Below are 21937 nucleotides of genomic sequence, written 5' to 3'. Positions count from 1 at the left end.
TTAGAGCGAGATGACAATTGTTCCATCATCGTCATAATCGCCTTCCCAATCGTCTGGTGGACGAAGATATTCGTCCACTAGGTAAGACTCGTACTGGAATACTAAATCATACTCTTCTTTAGGAATTGTGATTGTATCGGGAGGGTTATAATCAAATAACTGAACTCCCTTCCCACTTTTAAAAAGTGCAGGGTATATCAATTTAAACTTCACAATTAAGTCAATAGTATTTGCTTCAATATCGCTCCTCTTTTTTGCTGTAGCACAAATGGCAATAGATTGAATTGCACCTGCCACCCTCTGGATAACCTGCGCCTTCTTTTGATGCGCTGCGTTTTTCCCAATTTTTCTTAATTCATCCAGTATCCAAAGCGCTTCCTTGCTATGATTGTGATCGACGGCATACTCGCCAAGGAATTGCAACATCTGAACCGATGAATTAACTAACGTAGTTTTATCCCGGTTTACATATTCGAGTATTATCTCACCGATTCTTTTAAAGACAAAATCATCCTCGAAGATAAGGTTCTTTTCTATTGCATACCTTCCAAGGCTATCAAGTATTTCAATTGCTTTCTGTGACGAAGTGTCCAGATCATGCCTAACCGAAGCTTTACCAATGTTGCTTATCGATTCAACGAACGAGAATAATGTGTGCCTCCATTTTTTCGTAATACCATCATCTTGAGATAATCCCTCAATGCCTCCAATAGATTTGGCTGTTTCTTTTAATGTTGTGAGTGAATGATTAACAACAGAAACCAGATTATATTCGCACGCTTTAACTGCAACATCTTCTATCGCGGAGCAAGATCTATTAAGAACAAGTATCCGCTGCTCTTTGAAAGCCCATTCATTAATTGTTTTCAAACGAGTGATAATCTCAAACACATATTTATCTTCCCTCTTTTCGATGAGCAAGAATCCACAGCGTTTGATATCATCAAAGAGCCGGAACGAAATGTAATCGTCCTGCCAATTCGCCGGACCATTAGCGATAAGCTGTTTAAATCGTCTTTCAACGTAGGTCAACCCCGTGCTCATGGTTGTAAAATCATTAATCTTAATTGCGCCATAAATGACATCAAAGACTGATTGGAACGGATCAACTTGCGGACTGATCGTCTCTGTATCGATCAAATCCACGAGATTTTCAACAATTCTCTCCATATTTAGGAGATCTAGGGTATTGAAGACGTAGAGAATAAGCATTAAGGACAGATACATCCCTAATACAAGAACAAAAAGCGTTCCGAGTGTAGTAGGTATCGGCGAATTAGAACCATTGATTTGTATGAGAATTATCGAGCCGATTATAATAGAGAGAATGTAGCTAAAGAGGAAAAACCACAGTGTCGCACTTTTCTTGAATATTTCAATGACTCTCGGCGAATACTTTGATGCAGTCATTTCAACTGCAAGGAGCGTGAGAGAAATTACAATAGCAAGAATTGTTGCCTGGATCTGGTTGGAAGTGCTAATAAAAGATCGGGCGCTCTCTTCGGTGATACTGAATTCTGGAAAAGTTAATACAATCAACAAAGCTGCAGCAAATGCCGATATAAAAAGGGCACTATAAATACCAAACCCACGCCTATAGGGATCAGCATTTATCCAATCACTGACTTTCTGTCTCAATCCTTCCAGCATTCTCCCTCGCCTTCCGCTTCTCCGCGAGCGTAAAGTGCAGGTCGTTCAACCGCTCCGTCGTCCCGGAGCAGTTCGGGACCGGATCGGTGCCCCGGTCCTTGCCCCACTTGACGTTCGGTTTCCACCGCAGGACGCCGGCCTCCATGAACGGCCGGATGTTCATCCGCACACCGTCGTTCAAATCCGGCTCCCAGCCCACCGCCTGCTCGTGGAGCGGTTTCCACCGGACGTAGATGTCATACGGCGGCTCGCCTTCGAGGATCTGCTCGAGCTTCGCCTGGAGCGCTTCGGCGGCGGCAAGCCTCCGCTCGGCGCCGGGTTTCTCCTGCCGGACCTCGTCCTTCTGCTGCGAGATCCAGTTGTTGCCGAGGTAGGTGTAGATCAGTTTCTCAAGCGTCCTCCGGTTGAGTTTGTGGTAGTTGAGCAGCACCGAGAACCCGTCTTTCGTGCCGTCCCAGACCTGCCAGATGAACGGCCGGTGGTGGAAGAGCTTGCAGTGCGACGCGAAGAACTCGTCGCGGAGGAACCCTTCGAGGCCGCCGTTCTTCATGTATCCGGCCTGCCGCAGGAGTTCTTCTTCCTTCCGCGGCGACCACTCGCTCCCGTACGCGGCGGCGAGGATGCTCCGGAGCAGTTCGACCGCCGGGCGCTCGCCCCAGACCGGCGGGATGCAGACGATACCGTCCTGGTCGGCGAAGGCGTCGGCGGGATCGTCTGCCGGCTGCTCCGGCCAGCGGTAGCCGAGCATCCGGGCGATGGCAACGTGGAGCGGCAGTTCGCTGCCGGCGATGTTGCCCTTGAAGAGCCACTGGGTGGGGTCGTCGGAGTGGGGTTCGGGGAGCGGGCCCATCTCATCAGCGACTTTTTGCCAATAAGAGAGGTCGAAGGGGACCTTAATTAGCGTCCCTTCAGTTATGCTTAATGTGGGATCGATTTTCAATAAATTATCGATATATTCTGTTGAAGTAATATAACGGTAAATCGCTGCAAGGTATCTCTCTTCACGGGGTATGACAACTCCAATCGTGGTATCAAATTTACATCCAGAGTAAATCGTAACATATTTTGAACCGGTTACATTAATTGCATAACCCTTGTGACCCCATGCTAAACGCCCGGCTTGCCATCCCCCCCCAATCCTGTTTTGCGATTTGAGTAGGTTAATGTAATCAAAATATTCCGACCCCCATCTCAATAGAGAATGATATCCGCCAATTAGACTATTTGTTTTATTTGCAGTCTGGAAGTAAACCCAATCTCCATTTATTTCAGCAATCTCCCAAAATTTTATTACAAAATGAGGGTTATCTGTTGTTCCTATGCCCTGTGCTGAATAGCAAAAATTATCCAGCGTCTTAGAACAACTCAAATCTGCATCCAATCCGATTCGTGCATCTGGATTTTTCAATTGATCTTTTTGATGGATTTCTTTAAAATTTTCTTTTAGTTCCGTGGACTTTTCAATCGTCGATTTAGTTGCTAATAGATCCGAAAAGAGAAAGATAGATTCCTCTTTTGGATGCGTATTTGCTAATGTAATCAATGCTACTTGAACAACAGATCCACCAATCGTTTCAAATGCATTCGCTCCTAGTCTAGCAACCGTGCCAAACATTTGATTATGAAGATAAGTGGTTCTTAATATCTCATATGTGGTTAAATATAGCCAGTTTTGGGGAGTTACAAGCCCATATTGCCCATAGGGTCTCACGAATGAGTTGCACCTTTCAAAAAACGACGTTGCTAAATCGGCATTTGAATGGGGATATTTTTGTTCACAATAGTCTTGCAATATCTTGATCTGTTTTCTATATCCTAAAAACGGCGGGTTCGTCACCACAATATGGAAGTCCTTCTTTCTTAGGTAATGGACCGCTTTCAACACCCCGCTCGCCGTCTCCCCGAACGCCTCCGCCACCGGATCGCCGGTCGCCTTCTCCTTTGCTAGCGCCCTCTCCAGCTTCTGCGTCAGCACATCGCCGGGGACGAGCGTGCCGCCCTCCTCGATCTGGATCAGGCTGCCGAGGCTGTCGGCGTTCTTGAAGAGGTCGTAGTACTTCTCAAGTTCGCCTTCGAGCAGCCCGTCCCCGCCGGCAAGCTTCAGCCACTCCTCCTTCTCCGCACGGATGGGGAGGCCGACGCAGGCGAGGTTCGGGAGCGGCAGGTACTCGTCGGTGGGGAAACCGGCCTTCCACGCCTCCATCGCGACGGCAAACCCGGCGATCTGGATGCAGCGGGGATCGATCTCAAGCCCGTGCAGGTTGTCCCGGACGATGCCCGCGATCGCCGCTTCAAGGGGTTCGCCCTCCTCCTGCCGCATCGCAAGCAGCATGTGGAACGCTTCGACGAGGAAATGTCCGCTGCCGCAGGCAGGATCGAGGATCTTCAGGTCGCCGGCCTTCTCCGGGAACGCTGAGAAGTCGTGCTGCACCTGATCCTTATAGTAGACCCACTCCGCACGGAGCGGGCTCTCCGGGTGTCGGTCGAGCCACCAGGCGCCAAGCGTGTTCTGCAGCAGGAACTGCACCATGTACGGCTCGGTGAAGAGCTGCGTCACGGCGCAGATGTCTGCTCCCTCGATCTTCTTCCCGGACTTGTTGACCGTCGCCTTCTCCTCCGTCTGCCAGAACTGGTAGGTCCAGCCGAGCGCGTCCTGCGTGCGGAATGTCTCCGCCGGAATCCCCGTAAGGATCTCCTGCAGGGCGGCCCGGTCCTCCGGGGCATACTTCAGGAGCAGGAGGGGATCGTCCTGCTGGAAGATGCCCGGCAGCATCCCGGCCGCATACTCGGCCGCGACCTCCCACGGGTCGAGCCCGCGGTCCCGCGCGATCTCGGCACACTCCTCAAGCGTCACCGGCGCATGATACTCCGGGTGGATCAGGAGGTCGTTCTCGGCCAGGAACCGGGCAAACAGCATCCGGTGCCACTGCTCATACGCGACTGCCCGGACGAGGTCCTGCCATGACCCGAGCCCCCGGCACCGGACACGGAGCCGGCGGCGCAGTTCGCTCTGCTCCGGGGTCAGATGCGCCGGCTTCTTCTCCTGGTCCACGGCGAGCGCCCGCAGGGCTCGGTCGGCGCCGGCGGTCGCGGCCCGGCGGGCGGCCTGCACCGCCTTGTCCAGTTGGTTCCGGGTGGACTTCTCCAGCACCGTCACTTCAACACCACCGGGTTGCCCTGCTCCAGTTCGCTCATTGCCCGGAGCCTCAGGTCGGCCAGGTAAGCATCGAGATCCTCCTCCGTCTTAACGACGACCCCCGATGCGAGCCGCACCGTCACCGTCTTCGGCTCAAGCAGCTTCGCCATCTCCGCCCTGATCTCAGGCAGAGACCCTTCGATCAGGCGGGCTGTCTGCGCGAACGAGGCAAGCGGCGTCTTCTTGAGCTGCCCGATTATGGCCACATCGTCCTTCAGCGAGGGGAGGGACTGGACGACAAGTTGGTGCCTGCTCAGGAGATCCCCCTTCTGAGACTCTGGGAGCCGCATCCAGAGGGCGTCGTCCTGCAACTCGTCAAGCACGGTTTCCTGCGCATGTTTCACCTGCTTCGCCCCCTCGGTCAGGGCTTCGCGCAACCTGCTCCGGATCTTCTGCAGGAGAGGAGGCACCGGATCGGGATCGTTGAGCAGGCTCCGCCGCTCCAGTATCGCGTCATACTGTTCCCGGACCTCGTCGAGGACGTCGAGCCCCTCCGCATAATCGATCAGGGTTGCCAGCTGTGTCCACGCAGGCATGCGCTCTTCGATCCGTCCGGCCGTCTGTTGCCATCTCCGGACGTCACTCCGGATCTCCGACTGACGGGCCACGATCGCTTTAACGAGCTGATTCCCGGAGAGTGTCCGCAGTTCAGAGAGATACTCCGGCACCTCCGGCTCCGGCAGCGGCGCTTTACCTCCGGTCTTCCCGGCGAGCGCACGTATCGCATCGAGCACACTGCGTGCGGACTCAACCTCTGCAACACCCTCGGTCGGGATCGCGAGGACGCTGCAGACACCCCGCAGGGCGATCTTATCGTTGGTCTCGAGTACGACCGTCTCCGTGCGGAACTCCATCTTCCCAAGACTCTTCCGGTCGATCTCCTTCGCGGGAACCGGTTTCCGCTGCAGTGTGGCGACCAGATGCTCCGAGGCACAGAGGGCAATGAGCGCTCCGTCTATCGCATCCCTCGGCCACCCGAACGGCGGAGCGTCGAGCGCGTTCCGGATCTCATTGCCGGTCTTTGGACCCGAGTGCAGCCGGTGCAGGATCTCTTTGCAGACCGGATGCTCCTCAGTCGCCCGGGCAAAGCCGATCGTCTCAAGCGGAGCTTTTGCATCTGCTTTTACCCGGGGGATCACCCGGTCCCAGCCGACGGCATCCGCATCGCTGAACCGCGGAAACATCCGGAGGATCGAGTTCTGCGCCGCGTCGCGGACTGCTTTGACCAGATCCGGGCAGTCAACCGGGCTCCCGCCCCCGGGATACAACTTCGTGTTCGCAAGAATGGATGTGATATACTCCGTGAGTTTCGTTTCGTGGTTCCTGCATTTTGCCTCGATATTGGTTCTGGCCTGATGCCCTTCCGACGTCGTCGGTGTCGGCCGGCTCTGAAGTATCTCGGTGGCGGCAAGCATTCCGGCGATCTCATTCCGGATCTCATTGTGGTGCATCCGGGGCAGGAAGACCATGAGCAGGGGACTCTCGGTCCCCTCCTCCTGTGCCTCGGATCTCACCTGGGACTCCGGCACCTCCCACCCGTGGCGAATCCAGACTGGAACTTTCGTGCCGATCTCCGGTTTCTGCGACCCGAAGACAGTAAATTCCGTCTGGCGCGGGGTCTTGCTCTTCCCCTGGACCAGGCTGAGCCCACGCAACTTTTCTTCAACCGCGCGGCCGAGCAGTTCATCCCGCTTGAACATGACTCTCGAATCGTCCGCCTTGTACTGCGCAAGCTTCGTCCGATAATCCGAGTCCCAGGCCTTTCCCTCCTTGGTCTGGATATGGTAGACCCGGTTCCCCACATCGCTGATCACGCCGCGGTCATTGAGTTCCAGAAGAAGCTCAGGAACCTTCTTCCGCAGCATCTCGCTCCCTGCAGGGAGATCCGTGACCAGAAGATCGGATAACGTCTGTGCGTTCGCGTAAACCCCGAACGACTCGTCGACATACTGGATGAGGTAGATCAGTGCACAGATGCGTGACCTGAGGTTCCCGTCCGGTGTCCCGTCATCCTCCTTCCGGATCATCTCGTTGATCTCATCCGCAAGCAGCCCGTTCCGTATCAGGTAGGTGCTCAACTGGTTGAAGATGAAGTCTGCCGGAATGACGCTCCCGATGGGTTCAAGCGCAGTGCTCCGGGAACCTTCGTATGCCAGACGCAGCTGCGTGCGTAGCTGCGTACTCATGCCGCCGGTGTCAACAGCGTGCAGAATCCTATCCCATAGCCGCTTTCGGGTGGGAAGAAGCGGATAATCGAGGAGGAGGGCGGCGTCGTCCTCCATCTGGTGAGCGAGTTTCGTCCCGCCGAGATGCCTTGATATCTCCCCGTTCACCTGGTCGAAGACCGACTGCAACGGCTTCTTCATCGACTCCTTCTTGCGAAGCACAGTCTGGTGAAGCACGACATCGACATCCTTCGACTCCAGTTGAACCGGGACCGAAAAGCGCCCCTGAAGCCTCTGGAGCAGGACGTTCGCCTGGAGGGCTTCCTGCCCGGTAGCGACGACGAGCAACTTCCCCCCGAAACTTTTACAGCAGGCCTCGATGATCTCCTGAAATGCGAGCAGCTGCTTGCTCCCTTCTCCGATCGTCAGGTACTGCTGCACCTCATCGAGCACGAGAAGAACAAGAGGAACCTGCCCTCTGGCCGAACCCTTGAGGAGGAAGATGTCCTTCATCAGGCCGATCAGTTCGGCGTTCGTCATCTGGCGGTCCGTGATGAACTGGTTGCTGAGAAACTCGGTTGCCTGTGTGGCGGACTCGGCGAACCTTGGTTTCAGTTCAAGAAGGGCCTGCGCAAAATGTTCCGAAACGAACGGCAGTTCCATATCCTTCTCTTTCCCGATCGCCCGTAACTTCTCGCGCATGCCGTCGAGGATACCCTCGTGCGCGAGCCAGAGATGTACGCGTGCGATGTCGAGGATATCAGGCAGGCCTGCGGAACGGAGCACCACCTGGAGCACCGCAAGACGAGGATCATCTGAATCGCCGCTGGAGAGTGTCCCGGCCGCAGACCAGATACCCCCAGCCCGACGAGCCTCTGTCGTTAACTCTCTCAAGGCTTCTTCAATGTCTGATGGAAGATTGCAGATCCCGCGGGCGGTGGCCCCGTCGACAAAACTGAGATCTGACCACAGAAACTCGAGCACGCGAACGAGGTGCGATTTACCTGACCCAAAGAACCCACTCACCCAGACGGCGGGTTGTGATCCCTGATCGAGGTTCTCGATATACGATTTAAGGATTCTCTTTAGCCCGTCGTGGTAAGATCCTTCACAGACGAAGTGTTCGAGTTCGTAACGTGCAACAGCCCATTGCTTGTCCTCTCTGTCCTCCGGAAGCGGCCCTACCCTCGCCACGCCGTCGTTTGGTAGGGCGTAGGTCGTAGGATCGTTGTAGAATACCTCGCGATTTAAGACTGTAAGGGAATTTACTGTCATTACTCCATCTCCTCTGCCTCAATAGGGGTGGCGAGATAGTTCCACCCATCCCGTGCCTTTAATAATCGGTAGTTTCTTCCATCCCGCTCTCCAGGGAAAAAAACCAGAAGGCGACCGGGAATCGGGACGGTCTTCACAATCTCCTCGACGATCTTGCTGACACGTATGATGCCATACAGTGCCCCAATACCGCTGATCGCAACAACAGACGATGGAGTGCTCGAACTGGCCCGGCTCCCAACGTAGTTTGAGAGATGCTCGAGGAAGTTCTTCTCTTCGAATTTCATGAGCCTGGGATTCCGGTAGTATTTCTCGTGATGCTCGTTGGATGCGAGAAACTGCTCAAAGAGGAACGTAACGTCGATCGGGATCCAGTCATGCCCCGTCTCCTGGGTGACGATGGCGAACGCCTCCATCTGCTTCCTGAGCCGGCGTTCCTGTGAAGGATCGTAAATGCAGAACCAGACCTTCTCCTGCGGCGATAGTAGATCATTCCAGGGGAGCGAGATCTGTTTTTGATACGCCGCGAGCAGATCATCTATCTTACTCATAGCCCTCTCGCCCCGGCGAATATCTCAGGTATTAAAGTAATCTCCATCATACCACCACTTTCGTGATATTTCAGCCACCCACGCCGCGATGCCAGGTGAATTGAGTCCTGAAGTTCGCGATCGGTTGCATCGAGCGCCCGAACCCAGAGTGAGTCAAAGAGTGTCCGCCCCTTTAATCCGGTCAAAGACGCAATATAAAGCGCAAACACAGTTGACCCGGCGTGAGACGAGGCTTTCGCTCGACTCTTATTCTGGAACCCCTGGAGATGCCCGGACTGAGTCCATGATGAGAGCAGGTTTTTGGTCATCGACTCGACCACTGCCGGGCTATACACGTTTGGAAATGCGCGCTCCAGTTCTGAGGACAGCGCCTGTTTCTCCACGAACGTTCCAATAGGCAGGGTAAGGATGTAAGATGCTGAAACACGGAGAGATGCATCGCGACAGAGAACACAGAGAAGTGCCAGGAGTGGACGTTCGCCTTCTTCGCTCACGGTCCATGCCCAGCGGAGCGCTCTGAAAATTGGGATGTCGAGATCGAGCCCGTATGCTTTCTTCAGATGAGCAAATGACTTTCGTCTCCCGGAGATGCTGGCCTTTTGGAGTAGGTTCTCATCGATTACTTTACCCTTGATTTCATCGAACGAAGTATCTACATCAGTTGTGCCCAGAATGGTTGAAATCTCTTTGAACATTATTGTTCGGGCGGTGTGCACTCCGACTCCGTTTAAAAAGCCTGCATCTTTGAGATATGATTGAACGCTGATACGGTACTGCACATGTTTTAATAACCTTGTTCTCCGATAAAAACGTTAGGGATTGTTTTTGATAAATTTCGGTCACTTCAGAAATGTTTTAGCGAAATGCTCATTGTAAGAGAGATATCTATGTGGGAAATTGGTTCTCAAGATCAATCCCAAAAACAAACCTCATATTATGTGGGGTCAATGACTCTATCATATGACCCACTGGATCGCCTCCTCGAACCGCGACAACGCCAAGATCCTCGATAAGAAGCACATCTGGGGAGTTCCAAAGCGGAACAAAACCCTCATGCAGCGGGTGAAGCCCGGCGACACCATCCTCGTATACGTCCGGCAGGAAAAAGAGGGCGACACGGTCCTCCCCTCCGCGATAACCGGCGCCTACGAAGTCGCCTCCGAGCCCTACGAAGACCACGCCCGCCTCTTCATCACCCCTCCGCAGATGGGCGACGAGGTCTTCCCCTACCGCATGAAGGTCAGGCCGGTGGCAGTCTTCGCAAAACCCCTTGAGTTCAAGCCGCTGATCGGGGATCTCACATTCATCACGAACAAAACGATGTGGAGCGGCCACCTCAGGATAGCCATGCGCGAGATCCCCGAGGAGGACTACCGGCTCATCCTCAAGCGGGCCGGAGTGGAGGCATAACCGATGTCCGAGATCACCGGCGTCACCTTCCCCGTCCCGAAACAGTACATGAAACGCTTCTTTGCCGAAGGCAAGACCGTCTTCATCAAACCCGCCACCGTCTTCAAGGAACTCCGGAGCGGCATGAAGCTCGTCTTCTACCAGTCCCACGAGGACACCGGCTACGCCGGGGAGGCGACGATCAAGCGGATCGTCATCAACGAAGACCCCCTCGCGTTCTTCGAGACCTTCGGCGATGCGATCTTCCTCACCCGGGAGGAGGCAAAAGCCTACGTCAAGAACCAGGAACGGTGGCAGGGGGCCAGGGTCAGGAAGGAGGTGCCCCGAAAGCGGCCCTGGATGGCCCTCGAACTCGAGGATGTCCGAAAATACGATTCAGTGAAGAAACCCGAACGGTTTGTCCCGGTCGGGGGAAGGTATCTCCGGGAGTAAGTCCCATATCTTTTCGGGAATGAAGATCATCAACATCGTCGCTTCCGGCGACCTTCACCAGTCTGTCTCGTTTGAGCGGTTGCCGGAGCTCCCCGATACAAACTACCGATATAATCCTGAGAACTACCACGGGGCCTACATCCTCCTCTCCCGAGGGAAGGCCACCATCTACAGGAGCGGGAAATACATCATCTACGGCCTTGCGTCCCTCGACGAGGTCGATACCTCCTATCGGGAATTCCTCACCCGTATCTCGCCCCTCATCGACCCTTCACTCGCGTCGCCACCGGAGGTCAGGAACATCGTCGGCATGGAAGACTTCCAGATCGAGATCCCGCTCCTGCAACTCGTCGTCGCGCTCAGGATGGAGCAGGTCGAGTACGAGCCCGAACAGTTCCCGGGTCTGATCTACCGGGGCGACGCAGGGACCGCTCTCATCTTCTCGTCGGGGAAGGTGATCTTCGCCGGGTTCAAAGACCTGGACTCGATGGAGGCGTTCGCGTCCGGGCTGAAGGCAAAGATCAAGAATGTTGCGTAGTCCCGCGTAGACCCGGTGTAGAGGCACCATGCCGTCGATCGCCGTGACGATTGGACGTCAGGGAGCACCCTGCAGTCGCCGATGACCGCACTGAACTGTTTCCTGATCTCGGTAGCGGGGTTCGTTCATGCTTGGAGTGCCGGTGCCTTCTGATTCCCGAGAACGGAACGTCGCCGCTTTCCGGCGCAGGCGACTCCCCGTCGTTTGTGCCACAGGCGGTGGCACAATTTCAACCCCGCCGGGGCCGCCGCGAACCTCGTAGTCGATCCTGTCGGGCGCGTGGGGATCGTCGCCCTCGCCCCGGACGACGATCGCGGCTCCCTCTCGTGCGAGAGGTATCGTCCAGTGCGCTACCATACCACACCCATGTATCCACACGTTATCCGCACCCGGCAGGGTCGCCGAAAAGTTGGTGACCGCCCGTCCTTCGCGTTCACAGAGACCGCTCTCGATCTGGTGCACGAGCACGTTCCGCGACCAGCCGTTCGCGATGGTTTTGCGGATGTACCACTCCCGGGCCGCCGGGTCCTTCACCTTGTCAAGCAGCGTGACCGTGTGATACCAGGTAATTTGTGCAAGCACCTCCTGCACAATTGCCTCGTCCGGATATGCTCGTGCAAACGCGCTCATGTACTTGAGGTTTCGCGAAGAAAAAGCCTTTTATATCCGGAAATTCTCTCCGAAGGTCCGCCGAAAGCCGGTCGATCACCTTCGCTCCCCAGCCCTCCTCCTGCTGCCGCTGTATAATATCCCGCCCGATCTGCCAGTAGAGCAGGATCAGTTCCCGGTTCACCGAGAGGGTAGCCCGAACCTGGGCTTCACGAACCCGTACCTTCAGAGCGGATTTGCCAACCCAGTTCTCGCGCACTCAGCGGCGACCACTGCACTGTCGAATGCTGCGTTATGGGCCACGACGGTGCCGCACCGTGCCACCTCCCGGCAGAGCGCGTCGAGTGCCGTCTTGAGCGAAACACCTGTGCGAATCGCCGTATCGGTTGTGATGCCGTGAACGCTCACAGCGCCCGGTGGGATCGTAAACCCTTCCGGACGGATGGTGAAACAGGCCTGCCGGCCGGCATGTCCTTCACTGTCGCAGAGAAGCCACGCGATCTGCACCAATCGCGGCCAGGCTCGCGTATCGTGCAGTGGAGCATTCCGGTAACGGGGGAGGCCGGCGGTCTCCGTATCGAAGAACAGGTATGCCTCCTTATCGGGCCGCACCGGATCATCGGCCCTGCACAGGTTCCTCTGACAATACATCGTCCTCTCAAAGGAGGAACTACAGATAGGCGGATAAAGATTCTCATTCACCGCCGGCTACGCCGTGCGTTGATACAGGGCAATAGCAGGCGCCCCTGATGAGCGGAACTACTCCTCCCCGCCCCCCAGTTCCCGGTAATACCGGCAGAGGTCCGCGACGACACACTCCGCGTGCTTCGGGTTCTGCGCCGTGCAGACGGCCCGGCCGTGGCGGATCAGGAGGTAGTTGATGTCCCGCCAGGCCTCCTCGGGGAAGAGGGCGACGAGATCGCGCTCGATGATGTCGGGGTTCGTGCTGTCCGTGAACCCGAGCCTTTTTGAGAGCCGGGCGACGTGGGTATCGACCGCGATCCCGACGTTGATCTCGAACGCCTGGGAGAGGATGATGTTCGCGGTCTTCCTCCCGACCCCGGGGAGCGTCAGGAGTTCCTCCATCGTCCGCGGGACCTCGCCGCCGAACTCGTCGACGACCTTCCTCGCCGCCCCGACGATGTGGCGCGCCTTCGTGCGGTGAAACCCGATCGTCCTGATGAGCGGCTCCACATCTTCGGGCTCCGCGCGGGCCAGAGCCTCCGGCGTCGGGTAGCGGGCAAAGAGATCGTCGCGGACGGCGTTGACGGCGCGGTCGGTCGTCTGCGCGGAGAGGATCGTAAGGATGAGCGTCTCGTAGGGGTTATAAAATTCGAGAAAATGGCGCTGGCCGTCGACGATCGGATACTCCTTGAGAAGACGGCGATGGACCTCGCAGGCGGTCGTGCGGTTCATGACTGATGGGGCAGGGCAGATTCGAACTGCCGTCAAAGCGTCCCAAACGCTCTAGGATGGACCAGGCTACCCTACTGCCCCTGTACCTCCATATGTTGGAGAGCCGGACAAAAATAGTTGCCGATGAAGGAGAGGGTTCAGGAGAGCAGGGGGTTCGACCCCTCTTCGCAGACGACGGTGCCGACGAACGCGCCCTCCACGACCGCCCGGCAGAGGTTCTCCGGGTCGCGGCCGTCGAGCACCAGGAGCGGGATGCCTGAGCGCTCGATCACCTTTCCAGCCACGATATCGAGCACGATGTTCGCGCCCGCATCCATCCGGCTCCCGGTGATGATATCAAGGAGTTCCTGCGGCGTAAGGCGCTCGTACCTCACCGCCCCGGGATCCTTCTTCGGGTCGGCGCTGTAGATCCCGTCGACCGACGTCGCGTTGATCAGGAGATCGGCGCCGACGCTCTCGGCGAGAACCGCGGAGACCGCGTCGGTCGTCTGCGCGGGGGTGATGCCGCCCATGACGACGATCTTGCCGGTCTCTGCGAACTCCAGCGCCTCCGTGTAGTTCTCCGCGACGCGCGGGTAGGCCGCATCCCCCAGCCCGGCGATGAGAAGACGCGCGTTCAGCCGGGTCACCATGATGCCGAGCTCGTCCGCCGCCGCCTCCCCGGCGCCGAGACCGCGGGCGACCCCGATGTACCGGCGCGCCTCCCCGCCGCCGCCGACAACGATGAAAATCCGGCATTTTCCAGCCATCTTTTTCAGAACAGACACATATCGATCGATATTGTTCGATTCAAGCGAAGGAACCAGAACCGACCCGCCCAGAGAAATTACGATCTTCTTCATCCTACCCTATTATTATCCCTGATTTACTCATATACCTGTTGTGAAGAGGCTGTACTGTCCGGTATGCAACTCTACGGACATCTGGCCGGTCACCGGCGGTTATGCGGGCTGTATCTATCGCTGCAAGCGTTGCGGCTACTCCGGGGCGCTGGTCGTCGAATATGATGACAGAGAGCCGGACGACCGGTAGCCCGCAATAACTATCATGGTTCCCCACACGCGGTGATCATATGCACGAGGCGCGACTCTACCGGAAACTGGAGGAGGGCACCGTCCACTGCTCCCTCTGCGCACACCGGTGCACCATCAAGGAGGGCAGACACGGAGTCTGCGGCGTCCGCATCAACCGCGGCGGCACGCTCTATGCCGCCACGTTTGGTAAGGTCATCGCCGAGGCAGTCGACCCCATCGAGAAGAAGCCGCTCTACCACTTCCTGCCCGGAACCCGATGCTACTCGCTCGGCAGCATCGGGTGCAACTTCCGCTGCGAGCACTGCCAGAACTGGCACATATCCCAGCAGACGCTGGAGATGGAGGGGCTCAGGGATATCAGCCCGGAGCAGGGCGTGGAACGGGCAGGCCGGTCGGGCTCTGCAAGCATCGCATGGACTTACAACGAGCCCACCATCTGGCACGAGTATCCCCTCGCGATGGGGACGCTTGCACGGCAGAAGGGGATCGGGACGGTCTACGTCACGAACGGCTACATCACCGAAGAGGGGCTCCGCGAGCTCGCAGGGACGCTCAACGCGTTTCGCGTCGACATCAAATCGTTCTCCGATACCTTCTACCGGAAGGTCTGCGGGGGGCGGCTGCAACCGGTCCTCGACGCGACGGCACTTGCAAAAGAACTCGGGATGCACATCGAGACGGTCACCCTGGTCATCCCGGGGCAGAACGACTCGATGGACGAGATGGAGACACTTATTCGGTGGGTGCTCGAGAACCTCGGCCCCGATACCCCGATGCACTTCACCCGGTTCCATCCCGACTACAGGATGCTCGACGCACGGCCGACCGATATCAGAGTCCTTGAGAAGATCTACGAGCGGGCAAAAGAACTCGGGCTCCACTACCCGTATCTCGGCAACGTCGGCGGCCACCCCTACGAGAACACCTACTGTCCCGCCTGCGGTAGCCCTGTCATCGAGCGGTCGGGCTACGCCGTCCGGATAACCGGGCTTGACGACCACACCTGCACCGAATGCGGCGGGCGGATCGAGTATGTCTCAGAGATCCGGTGAACGCCGGAGGTTCCTGACCGACCGGATGCTCGGAACCCTCACCCGTTACCTCCGGTTCATGGGTTACGACACCATGAGCGCAAACACCCTCTCTCCCGGGAGCACCCGGGAAGACACCCTCCTCCTTGAGATCGCCCTCCAGGACGGCCGGATCCTCCTCACCCGCGACCGCGAACTCGCACGGCGGGGCGCCGAGCAGGCGGTCTACATCGAGTCCGAAGCGATCATGGCCCAGATCCGGCAGGTTGCCGGCCTCGGGCTGATCGAGCCCGAGATCCGGCTGAGCCGCTGTTCGCTCTGCAACACGCGCCTCCGGCCGGCAACCCTGCGCGAGATCCACGAGGCACGCTACGCCCCGCGGTCGACCCGGGGAAAAGAGTTTTCATGGTGCCCCACGTGCCGGAAACTCTACTGGATGGGCTCGCACGGCCACCGGCTCGAGCAGCGCCTGAGAGAAACCTTCTCTCCCTGACCGGGCGCCTGCAGCACCCCCGGCAGGATTGCGGAACCCTCGCCTTTCAGGCCATTTCTTGAGAATCCAAAGGTATATCAACGTTCAGGGAGAATGAGGCGCGACGGCATGGGCCGATCACTCATCGGCCGGAACGCCTGCAACGGGGCCGGGATAGCATTTCAGGGAGAGGACAATGGAGAGTCAAAAAATAGCATTCTTCTGCTGGGAGTCGCTGTATGCGGAGCGGGTCGGCGGGCTCGCAAACGCTGCGACAAACCTCGCCGAGACGCTGGCGCGGGACCATGAGGTGCATTTCTTCACCCGGGGAGAGGAGAGAGACGCCGAGATCAACGGGGTGCAGTACCACTACTGCCGGCCCTCAGGGGAGAACATCGTCCGGTACTGTGCCGACATGAGCCGGAAGATGCTTGAGCGGTTCGGCGAGTTCGACACGCAGCCGTTCGACCTCCTGCACTTCCACGACTGGCACGTGGTCGACGCGCTCCAGCGGCTCCGGAACAGGGAGACGATCTTCACCTACCACTCGACCGAGTTTGGAAGAAACGGGAACAATTTCAGCAACGAGTGGCCTTTTACGGAGATATTCAGGATCGAGCGCTACGGTGCATCGATTGCAAAACACATAACCGCGGTCTCCACGGCCCTCCGGCGGGAGGCCATGACCCTCTACGAGATCCCGGACTGGAAGATCGACGTCGTCCATAACGGCATCGTGCCCGACCACTACCAGGCGGACGTCGATCCGGAAGCGGTAAAGCGGCGCCACGGCCTTGACCCCGACTCCCCGCTGATACTCTTCATCGGGCGGCTTGCGTGGCAGAAAGGGCCCGACATGCTGGTGGACGCAGCTCCCGGCCACCTCCGGGAGCACGCCGACGGCCAGTTCGTCTTCGTCGGCGAGGGACAGATGCGCCGGGGGCTCGAGACCCGGGCCCGGTCGCTCCCCGTCCGGTTCCTCGGGCGGCTCTCCGACGCGGAGTACGTCTCGCTCCTCAACGCAAGCGACATCGTCGCCATCCCGAGCAGAAACGAGCCGTTCGGGCTTGTGCTCCTCGAAGCATGGAGCGCCGGCCGGTGCGTCGTCGCCTCCGATGTCGGCGGGCTCTCGGAGAACATCGAGCACGGAACCGACGGGGTCAAGGTGCGCCCGCACCCCGACTCGATCGCCCGGGGGCTCTCCCGGGTGGCCGATTCGCCTGAGAAAGCGCTCGCCATGGGCCGGGAAGGGCTCGACAAAGTGAAGAAAGAGTTCCTGTGGGGCCGGGTCGGCGAGCGGATCGAAGGCGTCTATAAAAAACTCGCGAACTCCGAGACGATCCCCTGCTGACGTCACGGCAGCATGGCAGCCATAAGGTGCTCCATCAGGCGGAACGGGTCGGACGAGACGATCGGCGTCCCGGCATAGAACTCCATCCCCCCGATATCCGACGTCCGGGAATGGAGGTCGCCCCGGTCGACCACCCATGTGACGTAATACCCCGCCTCCCCGAGCGGGGGCATGTAGATCGCCGCGTTGTAACTCTGCACCCCGATGTTGCGGTAACACTCGAGCACCTTCGCGAGAGCCGGGGCGATATCGTGCGGCGACTCCGTGACGATCGCGACCTCGTGCTCCTTTCTCGGGGTGAGGTGCGCCATGACCCGGGCGCCTCTGTAGACGAGCCCGAGGCCGATAGCGGTGTGGGCGGCGAAGAGGTCGTCGTAGTACTCGCTCCCGTAGCGGCACCGGTACTCATCGCGAACCCGCTCCAGCCGTGCCGGAGCGGCGTAGGGGAGGTGCGTGAGCAGCACCTGGGCATGGTTGTGCACGATGCTCGCCCCCGCACGCCAGAGAAAGTTCCAGATGACGAAGGGGTAGACCGCCCGGGGGTTGGTGCGGTTCGCGTCCTGGCACCACCGGATAGCCACGCTGATCATATCGGCGACCTGCGGTTCGCTGGTGACGAAAGGGTCGTTTTCCTTTGCGATGATGACGGCGTGGAGGTAATCGTACCTGGCGATGTTGCTTGCCGTGACCCAGTGGTCGCCGTCGATCCGCCCGAACGTATCGGCCGGCGTCTTCTCCAGAGGGTCTGCGAACGGCCCCTCCGCAGAGAGCGCCGAAAGATCCCGCGTCTCCTCTGCGCGGGGGGTCAGAATAGGCCGGCGTGCCCGAACGGAGTTAAACAGCGTGCTCTCGCCGGTCTGGTTGTTGGTCACCCTCACGATCTGTTGCGTCTCGATATCGCCGTACTTCTCCCGCACCCATTCAAGCATCGCGTCGGTGAGGACGAGGTGTCCGGGCTCGACGTACCAGGAGTATATCCGCGAGACGAGTTCCTCCATCTCCGGCGCGAGTTCCTTCACGATCCCCGGCAGCCGGGTTATATCAAGGCGTATCATAGGCTCCCGGTATACCGGCCTTCCACCGATAAAGATTCGCATCGCCCGGGCTGACCCGGTCGCGGCCCCGGTGTACCGCGGGACGCACGATGGAAGATTTATTGGTAACGGATACCGAATATAATCTAAATAAACGGGATTTCAGACAGCACCTCCGATAACGTATTTTACCGGCAGCAGAAATGGCATTCTTTGATAAGTTCCGGACGAAGATCGACGGGTTACAGCAGGCGAAGGACTACCCCGGCCTGGTTGCGGTTTTGAACGGCGAAGATCCCGGCAACCGTGCCGATGCAGCCCGGGCTCTCGCCGTCCTCGGGGTTCCCGCCATCCCGGATATACTCAGGGCGCTCGAGCGTGCCCGTCCCGCGTCGCGAACCCGGATGATCGAGTCGCTCGTCTCAGTCGGCGCACCGTCTATCCCGCTGCTCCTCGCCCTGGTCCTCCAGGCCAGCCCCGACCTGCAGGCATCCATCTCCCGCACCATCGCGGAGGCGGAGAACTCGATGGCCGAGATGCTGATGCCCGCGCTGCACCACGAACAGCCGGCAATCCGGCGCGCTACGGTGATCGCGCTCCAGGGGGTGGGCAGGAGGATGATCCCGCCCCTCACGAAAGCGCTTGGTGACGCCAACCTCTCGGTGCGGAGAGAGGCCGCAAACGTGCTTGCCTCGATGCAATGGTCGCCCGAAGACGTCCCGGAGAAGGTGCGGTTCTACTACATCAGGGAAGACTGGAAGGAACTTGCCAAACTCCAGGGAGCGGCCGTCCCGGTTCTCCTCAAGGCCCTGGGGAGCGAGAACCCCCGGATACGGAGCGAGTCGGCGCGAACTCTGGGAAAGATCCGCGACGCCCGGGTTGTCCCGCCGCTCATCAAAGCCGTGAAAGACCCCCAGCCGGAAGTCCGCATACGTGTCATCGAGGCGCTCGGCGAGGTCGGCGACGACCGGGCGAAACCCCCGCTGGCCGACGCCCTGAGCGATCCCCACCACCAGGTCCGGATGGAAGCGGCATGGGCCCTCGGCAAACTGGGCTGGGTGCCGCAGAGCGACCTGCAGAGAGCGGAGTACCTGATCGCAGGCGAACGGTGGAAAGACCTGATCCGGATGGGAAGACCGGCCATCCCGCCGCTCATCCGTGCGCTGGGGATCGGCTACTCGGGCGTTCGCACCGGTGCGAGCGAAGCGTTGCGGCAACTGGGGCAGCCTGCACTCAACGCCCTGAATATGGAAGCCTCGTCGAAAGACCCCGCACGGAAACGGCAGGCCCTGGCCGCCCTCGAGTACATCCGGCAGCGCCAGAAAGAAGCGACCCTGACCCAGCCCGCACTGGAGGATAAGTCCCGGTACAGTGAGGAACTCAAAGAAGGACTTGCTATCCAGAAACGGTTCGAGAAGCAGTTCGGGCGCCCGAACTACGCCCCGAACGAACCGGCCAAAAAACCCCCGGCGCCGGCCCGGGAAGAGACGCCGGAGATACCCGTAGAGCAGACGCAGGAAGAACCCAAGGCGCCCGTGAGCCTCAGCGATCTCATCCAGGAGAGCCGGCAGGCGGAGGCTGCGTGGGCACAGGTCAAGGCACGCTGGAAGGTCGATATCCCGGCGGCTTCCGGTGGTGCGATCCAGCTGGACCAGCTCATCCCGATTGAGTTTGAGCAGGAGATCGTCGAGACCGGCGAGGCCGGAGAGGAGGAGCAGTTTGCCTACCGGCCCGAGGAGGAGGACCGGGAGCCGCAGGAGCTGGATATCCCGATCATCGCGAAAGATACGGTTGAACCGCCGGAACCCCCCGAGCCGCTCCCCGAAAAGACGCCGCTCGAAAAGTGCCTTGAAGCGCTCAGGAGCAGCGACGCCAGCATCCGGGCTGCGGCGGTCGCCGCGCTCCAGGGCATGGGGAAGGAGGCGGTCGGATACATCATCGAAACGTTAACCGACCCCCACTATGGCGTCCGCATCGCCGCCGCGGAAGCGCTCGGCGAGATCGGGGAGGCAGATGCCGTCGAGGCGCTGATCCAGGCACTCGGTGACGCGAGAGAAGACGTGCGAATCGCCGTCATCTCGGCGCTCGGCCGTATCGGCGACCGCCGTGCGGTTGACCCGCTCATTCACCTCTTCCGCGACAGGTACCACGGCGTCCGGGTCGCTGCGGCGGATGCCGTCGCGGAATTCGGCCGTGGCGCACTCAGGGAACTCGAAGAGGCACTGGACGACCCCTTACCGGTCGTCCGGGTGACGGCGGCGAAAGCGATAGGGCTCATCGGCGCAACCGAGTCGGTCCCCGTCCTCATCACGCATCTCGGGGACAGTGCGCCGGACGTCCGGTGGAGCGTTGCCCGGGCCCTGAGCACCTTCGACGCCATGGCGATCGAGCCGCTCTTCCTTGTGCTGAGAACGGGCAACAAGGAGATGAGGCTTGCCGCAATCGACGCCCTCTGGGAGATACCGGACGAGGGTGCAGGCGATGTCCTGCGCTACGCTCTCGATGACAGAGACGAGGAAGTGAGGACAAGGGCCGCGGCCGCCCTCAGAAAACGGCAGGTGATCGACGTCTGGCGGAGGACGCTCGGCAGCCAGGTCGAGGAGGAGGAGCGCACCTCGAAGAAGACGAGGAAGGTCCGGGTGGAGGATAAGAAGGCGTTCGAGCAGTCGGGCCAGGAGAATATCGACACCCTGATCGGCGCGCTCAAGGACAAGGACTGGCAAGCGCAACTCAGTGCCGCTACACGTCTCATCATGATGGGACGCCCCGCCGTGGACGCCCTCATCCATGCACTCAGGGGCGAAGATTCAGAGATCCGGTCTGCTGCCGCCAGTATCCTCGGCGACATGCGCGAGGCCGCGGTCACGCCACTCATGGATGCCCTGCGCGACAGCGACCGGTACGTCAGGATCGTTGCCGCCCGCAACCTGGGCCAGATCGGGAACAAACGAGCTATCGAAGCCCTGCTCGGCTCCCTGCACCAGGACCACGACATCGAGGTCCGGACGACCGTGGCGGAAGCCCTCGGCTACATAGGAAGCAAGGAGGCGATCGAGCCGCTGGCCCTGGCGTTGCGGGACAGGGATGAGGGAGTCAAGATCGCCGCCGCACGGTCGCTCGGCTACATCGGCGACCTGAACGCCTTAGAACCGCTGGTCCTGGCGCTCCACGACGTGGACGACCGGGTCAGGTACGCCGCACTCGAAGCCCTGAAGGACCCCGGTGAGACGATGCGCCGGCACCTGATCGGCGCTCTCCGCTCGGGAGACGAGACGTTCCGGGCGGGGGTCGCCGAGGCGCTGGAAGCGGGCGGCTGGAGACCGGAGACCGGCGAAGAACGGACGCTCCACCTCATGGCACAGGGGAGGTGGGCCGAGGTAGAACGGGTCGGCGCCGACGCGCTGCCGGTACTTGCAGAAGCGCTCTCCGATCCGTTGATCGAGGTGCGGACGAACGCCGTCCGGGCCATCGACCGGATCGGGGGAGAGGGCGCCGTCGTCCCGCTCATTCAGGCGCTCAAAGACGATGCGCTCGCGGTCAGAAAGCGGGCCGAATGGGCCCTGATCCAGATGGGCAAGGTGGCGCTCCCGGCCCTCGACCTGGCGGAGAGCGAGGAGGAGCAGCCGGGGATCCGGGAGAGGCTGCAGCGGATCGCGAGAGAGATCCGCGCGAAGGAGGGGAGTTAGGGTATCCGCCCGGCCTCTCTCCCATACTCGTGGTGCCGGCGATCCTCCGGCCCGATAACAACCTTTTACCGATTGAAATTCGCGTCG

18 protein-coding genes and 1 tRNA gene are annotated in these 21937 nt (G+C 59.2%); 7 read left to right on the top strand and 12 right to left on the bottom strand.

Annotation, left to right across the window (positions count from 1 at the left end; all coding sequences use genetic code 11):
• Genes L21_RS05960 through L21_RS05940 form a run of 5 tightly spaced genes read right to left on the bottom strand, consistent with a single transcriptional unit; the run spans nucleotide 1 to nucleotide 9616 of the window.
• Nucleotides 1-1650 (bottom strand): DUF2254 family protein, encoded by a 1650-nt coding sequence (locus tag L21_RS05960; RefSeq protein WP_083608826.1) that lies wholly within the window; start codon nucleotides 1648-1650, stop codon nucleotides 1-3.
• Entirely contained in the window at nucleotides 1619-4807 is a 3189-nt protein-coding gene (locus L21_RS05955; protein WP_074369580.1) for an Eco57I restriction-modification methylase domain-containing protein, read from the bottom strand. Before L21_RS05955 ends, L21_RS05960 begins: the two co-directional genes overlap by 32 nt.
• Nucleotides 4804-8286, bottom strand: a complete 3483-nt coding sequence (gene brxC, locus L21_RS05950) for a BREX system P-loop protein BrxC (protein ID WP_074369579.1) — start codon at nucleotides 8284-8286, stop codon at nucleotides 4804-4806. Before brxC ends, L21_RS05955 begins: the two co-directional genes overlap by 4 nt.
• Nucleotides 8286-8837: a BREX protein BrxB domain-containing protein gene (locus tag L21_RS05945; RefSeq protein WP_074369578.1), complete on the bottom strand. Its 552-nt coding sequence runs from the start codon at nucleotides 8835-8837 to the stop codon at nucleotides 8286-8288. The genes brxC and L21_RS05945 overlap by 1 nt, the downstream gene beginning before the upstream one ends.
• Nucleotides 8834-9616, bottom strand: a complete 783-nt coding sequence (locus L21_RS05940) for a hypothetical protein (RefSeq protein ID WP_143727220.1) — start codon at nucleotides 9614-9616, stop codon at nucleotides 8834-8836. Before L21_RS05940 ends, L21_RS05945 begins: the two co-directional genes overlap by 4 nt.
• Before the next feature lie 181 nt (nucleotides 9617-9797).
• Here L21_RS05940 and L21_RS05935 point away from each other — a divergent pair, with 181 nt between their 5' ends.
• Genes L21_RS05935 through L21_RS05925 form a run of 3 tightly spaced genes read left to right on the top strand, consistent with a single transcriptional unit; the run spans nucleotide 9798 to nucleotide 11217 of the window.
• A complete protein-coding gene (locus L21_RS05935; protein WP_074369576.1) occupies nucleotides 9798-10247 on the top strand; it encodes an EVE domain-containing protein in 450 nt (149 codons plus the stop codon).
• Between the two features lie 3 nt (nucleotides 10248-10250).
• Nucleotides 10251-10679: a DUF365 domain-containing protein gene (locus L21_RS05930; RefSeq protein WP_074369575.1), complete on the top strand. Its 429-nt coding sequence runs from the start codon at nucleotides 10251-10253 to the stop codon at nucleotides 10677-10679.
• Nucleotides 10680-10698: 19 nt separating this feature from the next.
• Nucleotides 10699-11217 (top strand): TBP family protein, encoded by a 519-nt coding sequence (locus tag L21_RS05925; protein ID WP_074369574.1) that lies wholly within the window; start codon nucleotides 10699-10701, stop codon nucleotides 11215-11217.
• A gap of 57 nt (nucleotides 11218-11274) precedes the next feature.
• Here L21_RS05925 and L21_RS13535 read toward each other — a convergent pair whose 3' ends face one another.
• The 6 genes from L21_RS13535 to pyrH form a co-directional block, all read right to left on the bottom strand.
• Nucleotides 11275-11847: a DUF1016 N-terminal domain-containing protein gene (locus L21_RS13535; RefSeq protein WP_256712478.1), complete on the bottom strand. Its 573-nt coding sequence runs from the start codon at nucleotides 11845-11847 to the stop codon at nucleotides 11275-11277.
• Entirely contained in the window at nucleotides 11756-12010 is a 255-nt protein-coding gene (locus L21_RS14395) for a DUF1016 N-terminal domain-containing protein (protein ID WP_256712476.1), read from the bottom strand. The genes L21_RS13535 and L21_RS14395 overlap by 92 nt, the downstream gene beginning before the upstream one ends.
• Nucleotides 12011-12051: 41 nt before the next feature.
• Nucleotides 12052-12477, bottom strand: coding sequence for a 3'-5' exonuclease (locus L21_RS05915; protein ID WP_074369573.1), 426 nt, complete (start codon nucleotides 12475-12477; stop codon nucleotides 12052-12054).
• 108 nt (nucleotides 12478-12585) lie between these two features.
• The gene (gene nth, locus L21_RS05910) at nucleotides 12586-13242 is read right to left on the bottom strand and encodes an endonuclease III (protein ID WP_074369572.1); all 657 of its coding nucleotides are present in this window, start codon (nucleotides 13240-13242) and stop codon (nucleotides 12586-12588) included.
• A 6-nt stretch (nucleotides 13243-13248) separates the two neighbouring features.
• A tRNA-Pro gene (locus L21_RS05905) sits at nucleotides 13249-13323 on the bottom strand.
• Nucleotides 13324-13379: 56 nt separating this feature from the next.
• A complete protein-coding gene (gene pyrH, locus L21_RS05900; RefSeq protein ID WP_074369571.1) occupies nucleotides 13380-14084 on the bottom strand; it encodes a UMP kinase in 705 nt (234 codons plus the stop codon).
• A gap of 230 nt (nucleotides 14085-14314) precedes the next feature.
• Here pyrH and amrS point away from each other — a divergent pair, with 230 nt between their 5' ends.
• The 3 genes from amrS to L21_RS05885 all read left to right on the top strand — a co-directional run bounded on the left by amrS (nucleotide 14315) and on the right by L21_RS05885 (nucleotide 17130).
• Nucleotides 14315-15328 (top strand): AmmeMemoRadiSam system radical SAM enzyme, encoded by a 1014-nt coding sequence (amrS, locus tag L21_RS05895; RefSeq protein ID WP_074369570.1) that lies wholly within the window; start codon nucleotides 14315-14317, stop codon nucleotides 15326-15328.
• Nucleotides 15309-15800, top strand: a complete 492-nt coding sequence (locus tag L21_RS05890; RefSeq protein ID WP_074369569.1) for a Mut7-C RNAse domain-containing protein — start codon at nucleotides 15309-15311, stop codon at nucleotides 15798-15800. Before amrS ends, L21_RS05890 begins: the two co-directional genes overlap by 20 nt.
• 175 nt (nucleotides 15801-15975) lie before the next feature.
• Nucleotides 15976-17130, top strand: a complete 1155-nt coding sequence (locus L21_RS05885; protein ID WP_074369568.1) for a glycosyltransferase family 4 protein — start codon at nucleotides 15976-15978, stop codon at nucleotides 17128-17130.
• Nucleotides 17131-17132: 2 nt separating this feature from the next.
• On the opposite strand, the gene L21_RS05880 is transcribed toward L21_RS05885, so the two are convergent.
• Nucleotides 17133-18185, bottom strand: a complete 1053-nt coding sequence (locus L21_RS05880; protein WP_074369567.1) for a hypothetical protein — start codon at nucleotides 18183-18185, stop codon at nucleotides 17133-17135.
• A 182-nt stretch (nucleotides 18186-18367) separates the two neighbouring features.
• Here L21_RS05880 and L21_RS05875 point away from each other — a divergent pair, with 182 nt between their 5' ends.
• Nucleotides 18368-21850 carry a HEAT repeat domain-containing protein gene (locus L21_RS05875; protein WP_083608823.1) on the top strand — a complete coding sequence of 1161 codons (3483 nt, stop codon included), beginning with the start codon at nucleotides 18368-18370 and terminating at the stop codon, nucleotides 21848-21850.
• The last annotated feature ends 87 nt before the right edge of the window (nucleotides 21851-21937 follow it).

This window comes from Methanoculleus chikugoensis, from assembly GCF_900095385.1.
GTDB classification, from domain to species: Archaea; Halobacteriota; Methanomicrobia; order Methanomicrobiales; family Methanoculleaceae; genus Methanoculleus; species Methanoculleus chikugoensis_A.
Note: the sequence above shows the minus strand (reverse complement) of the source record. Positions and strands in the feature narration are given on the sequence as shown.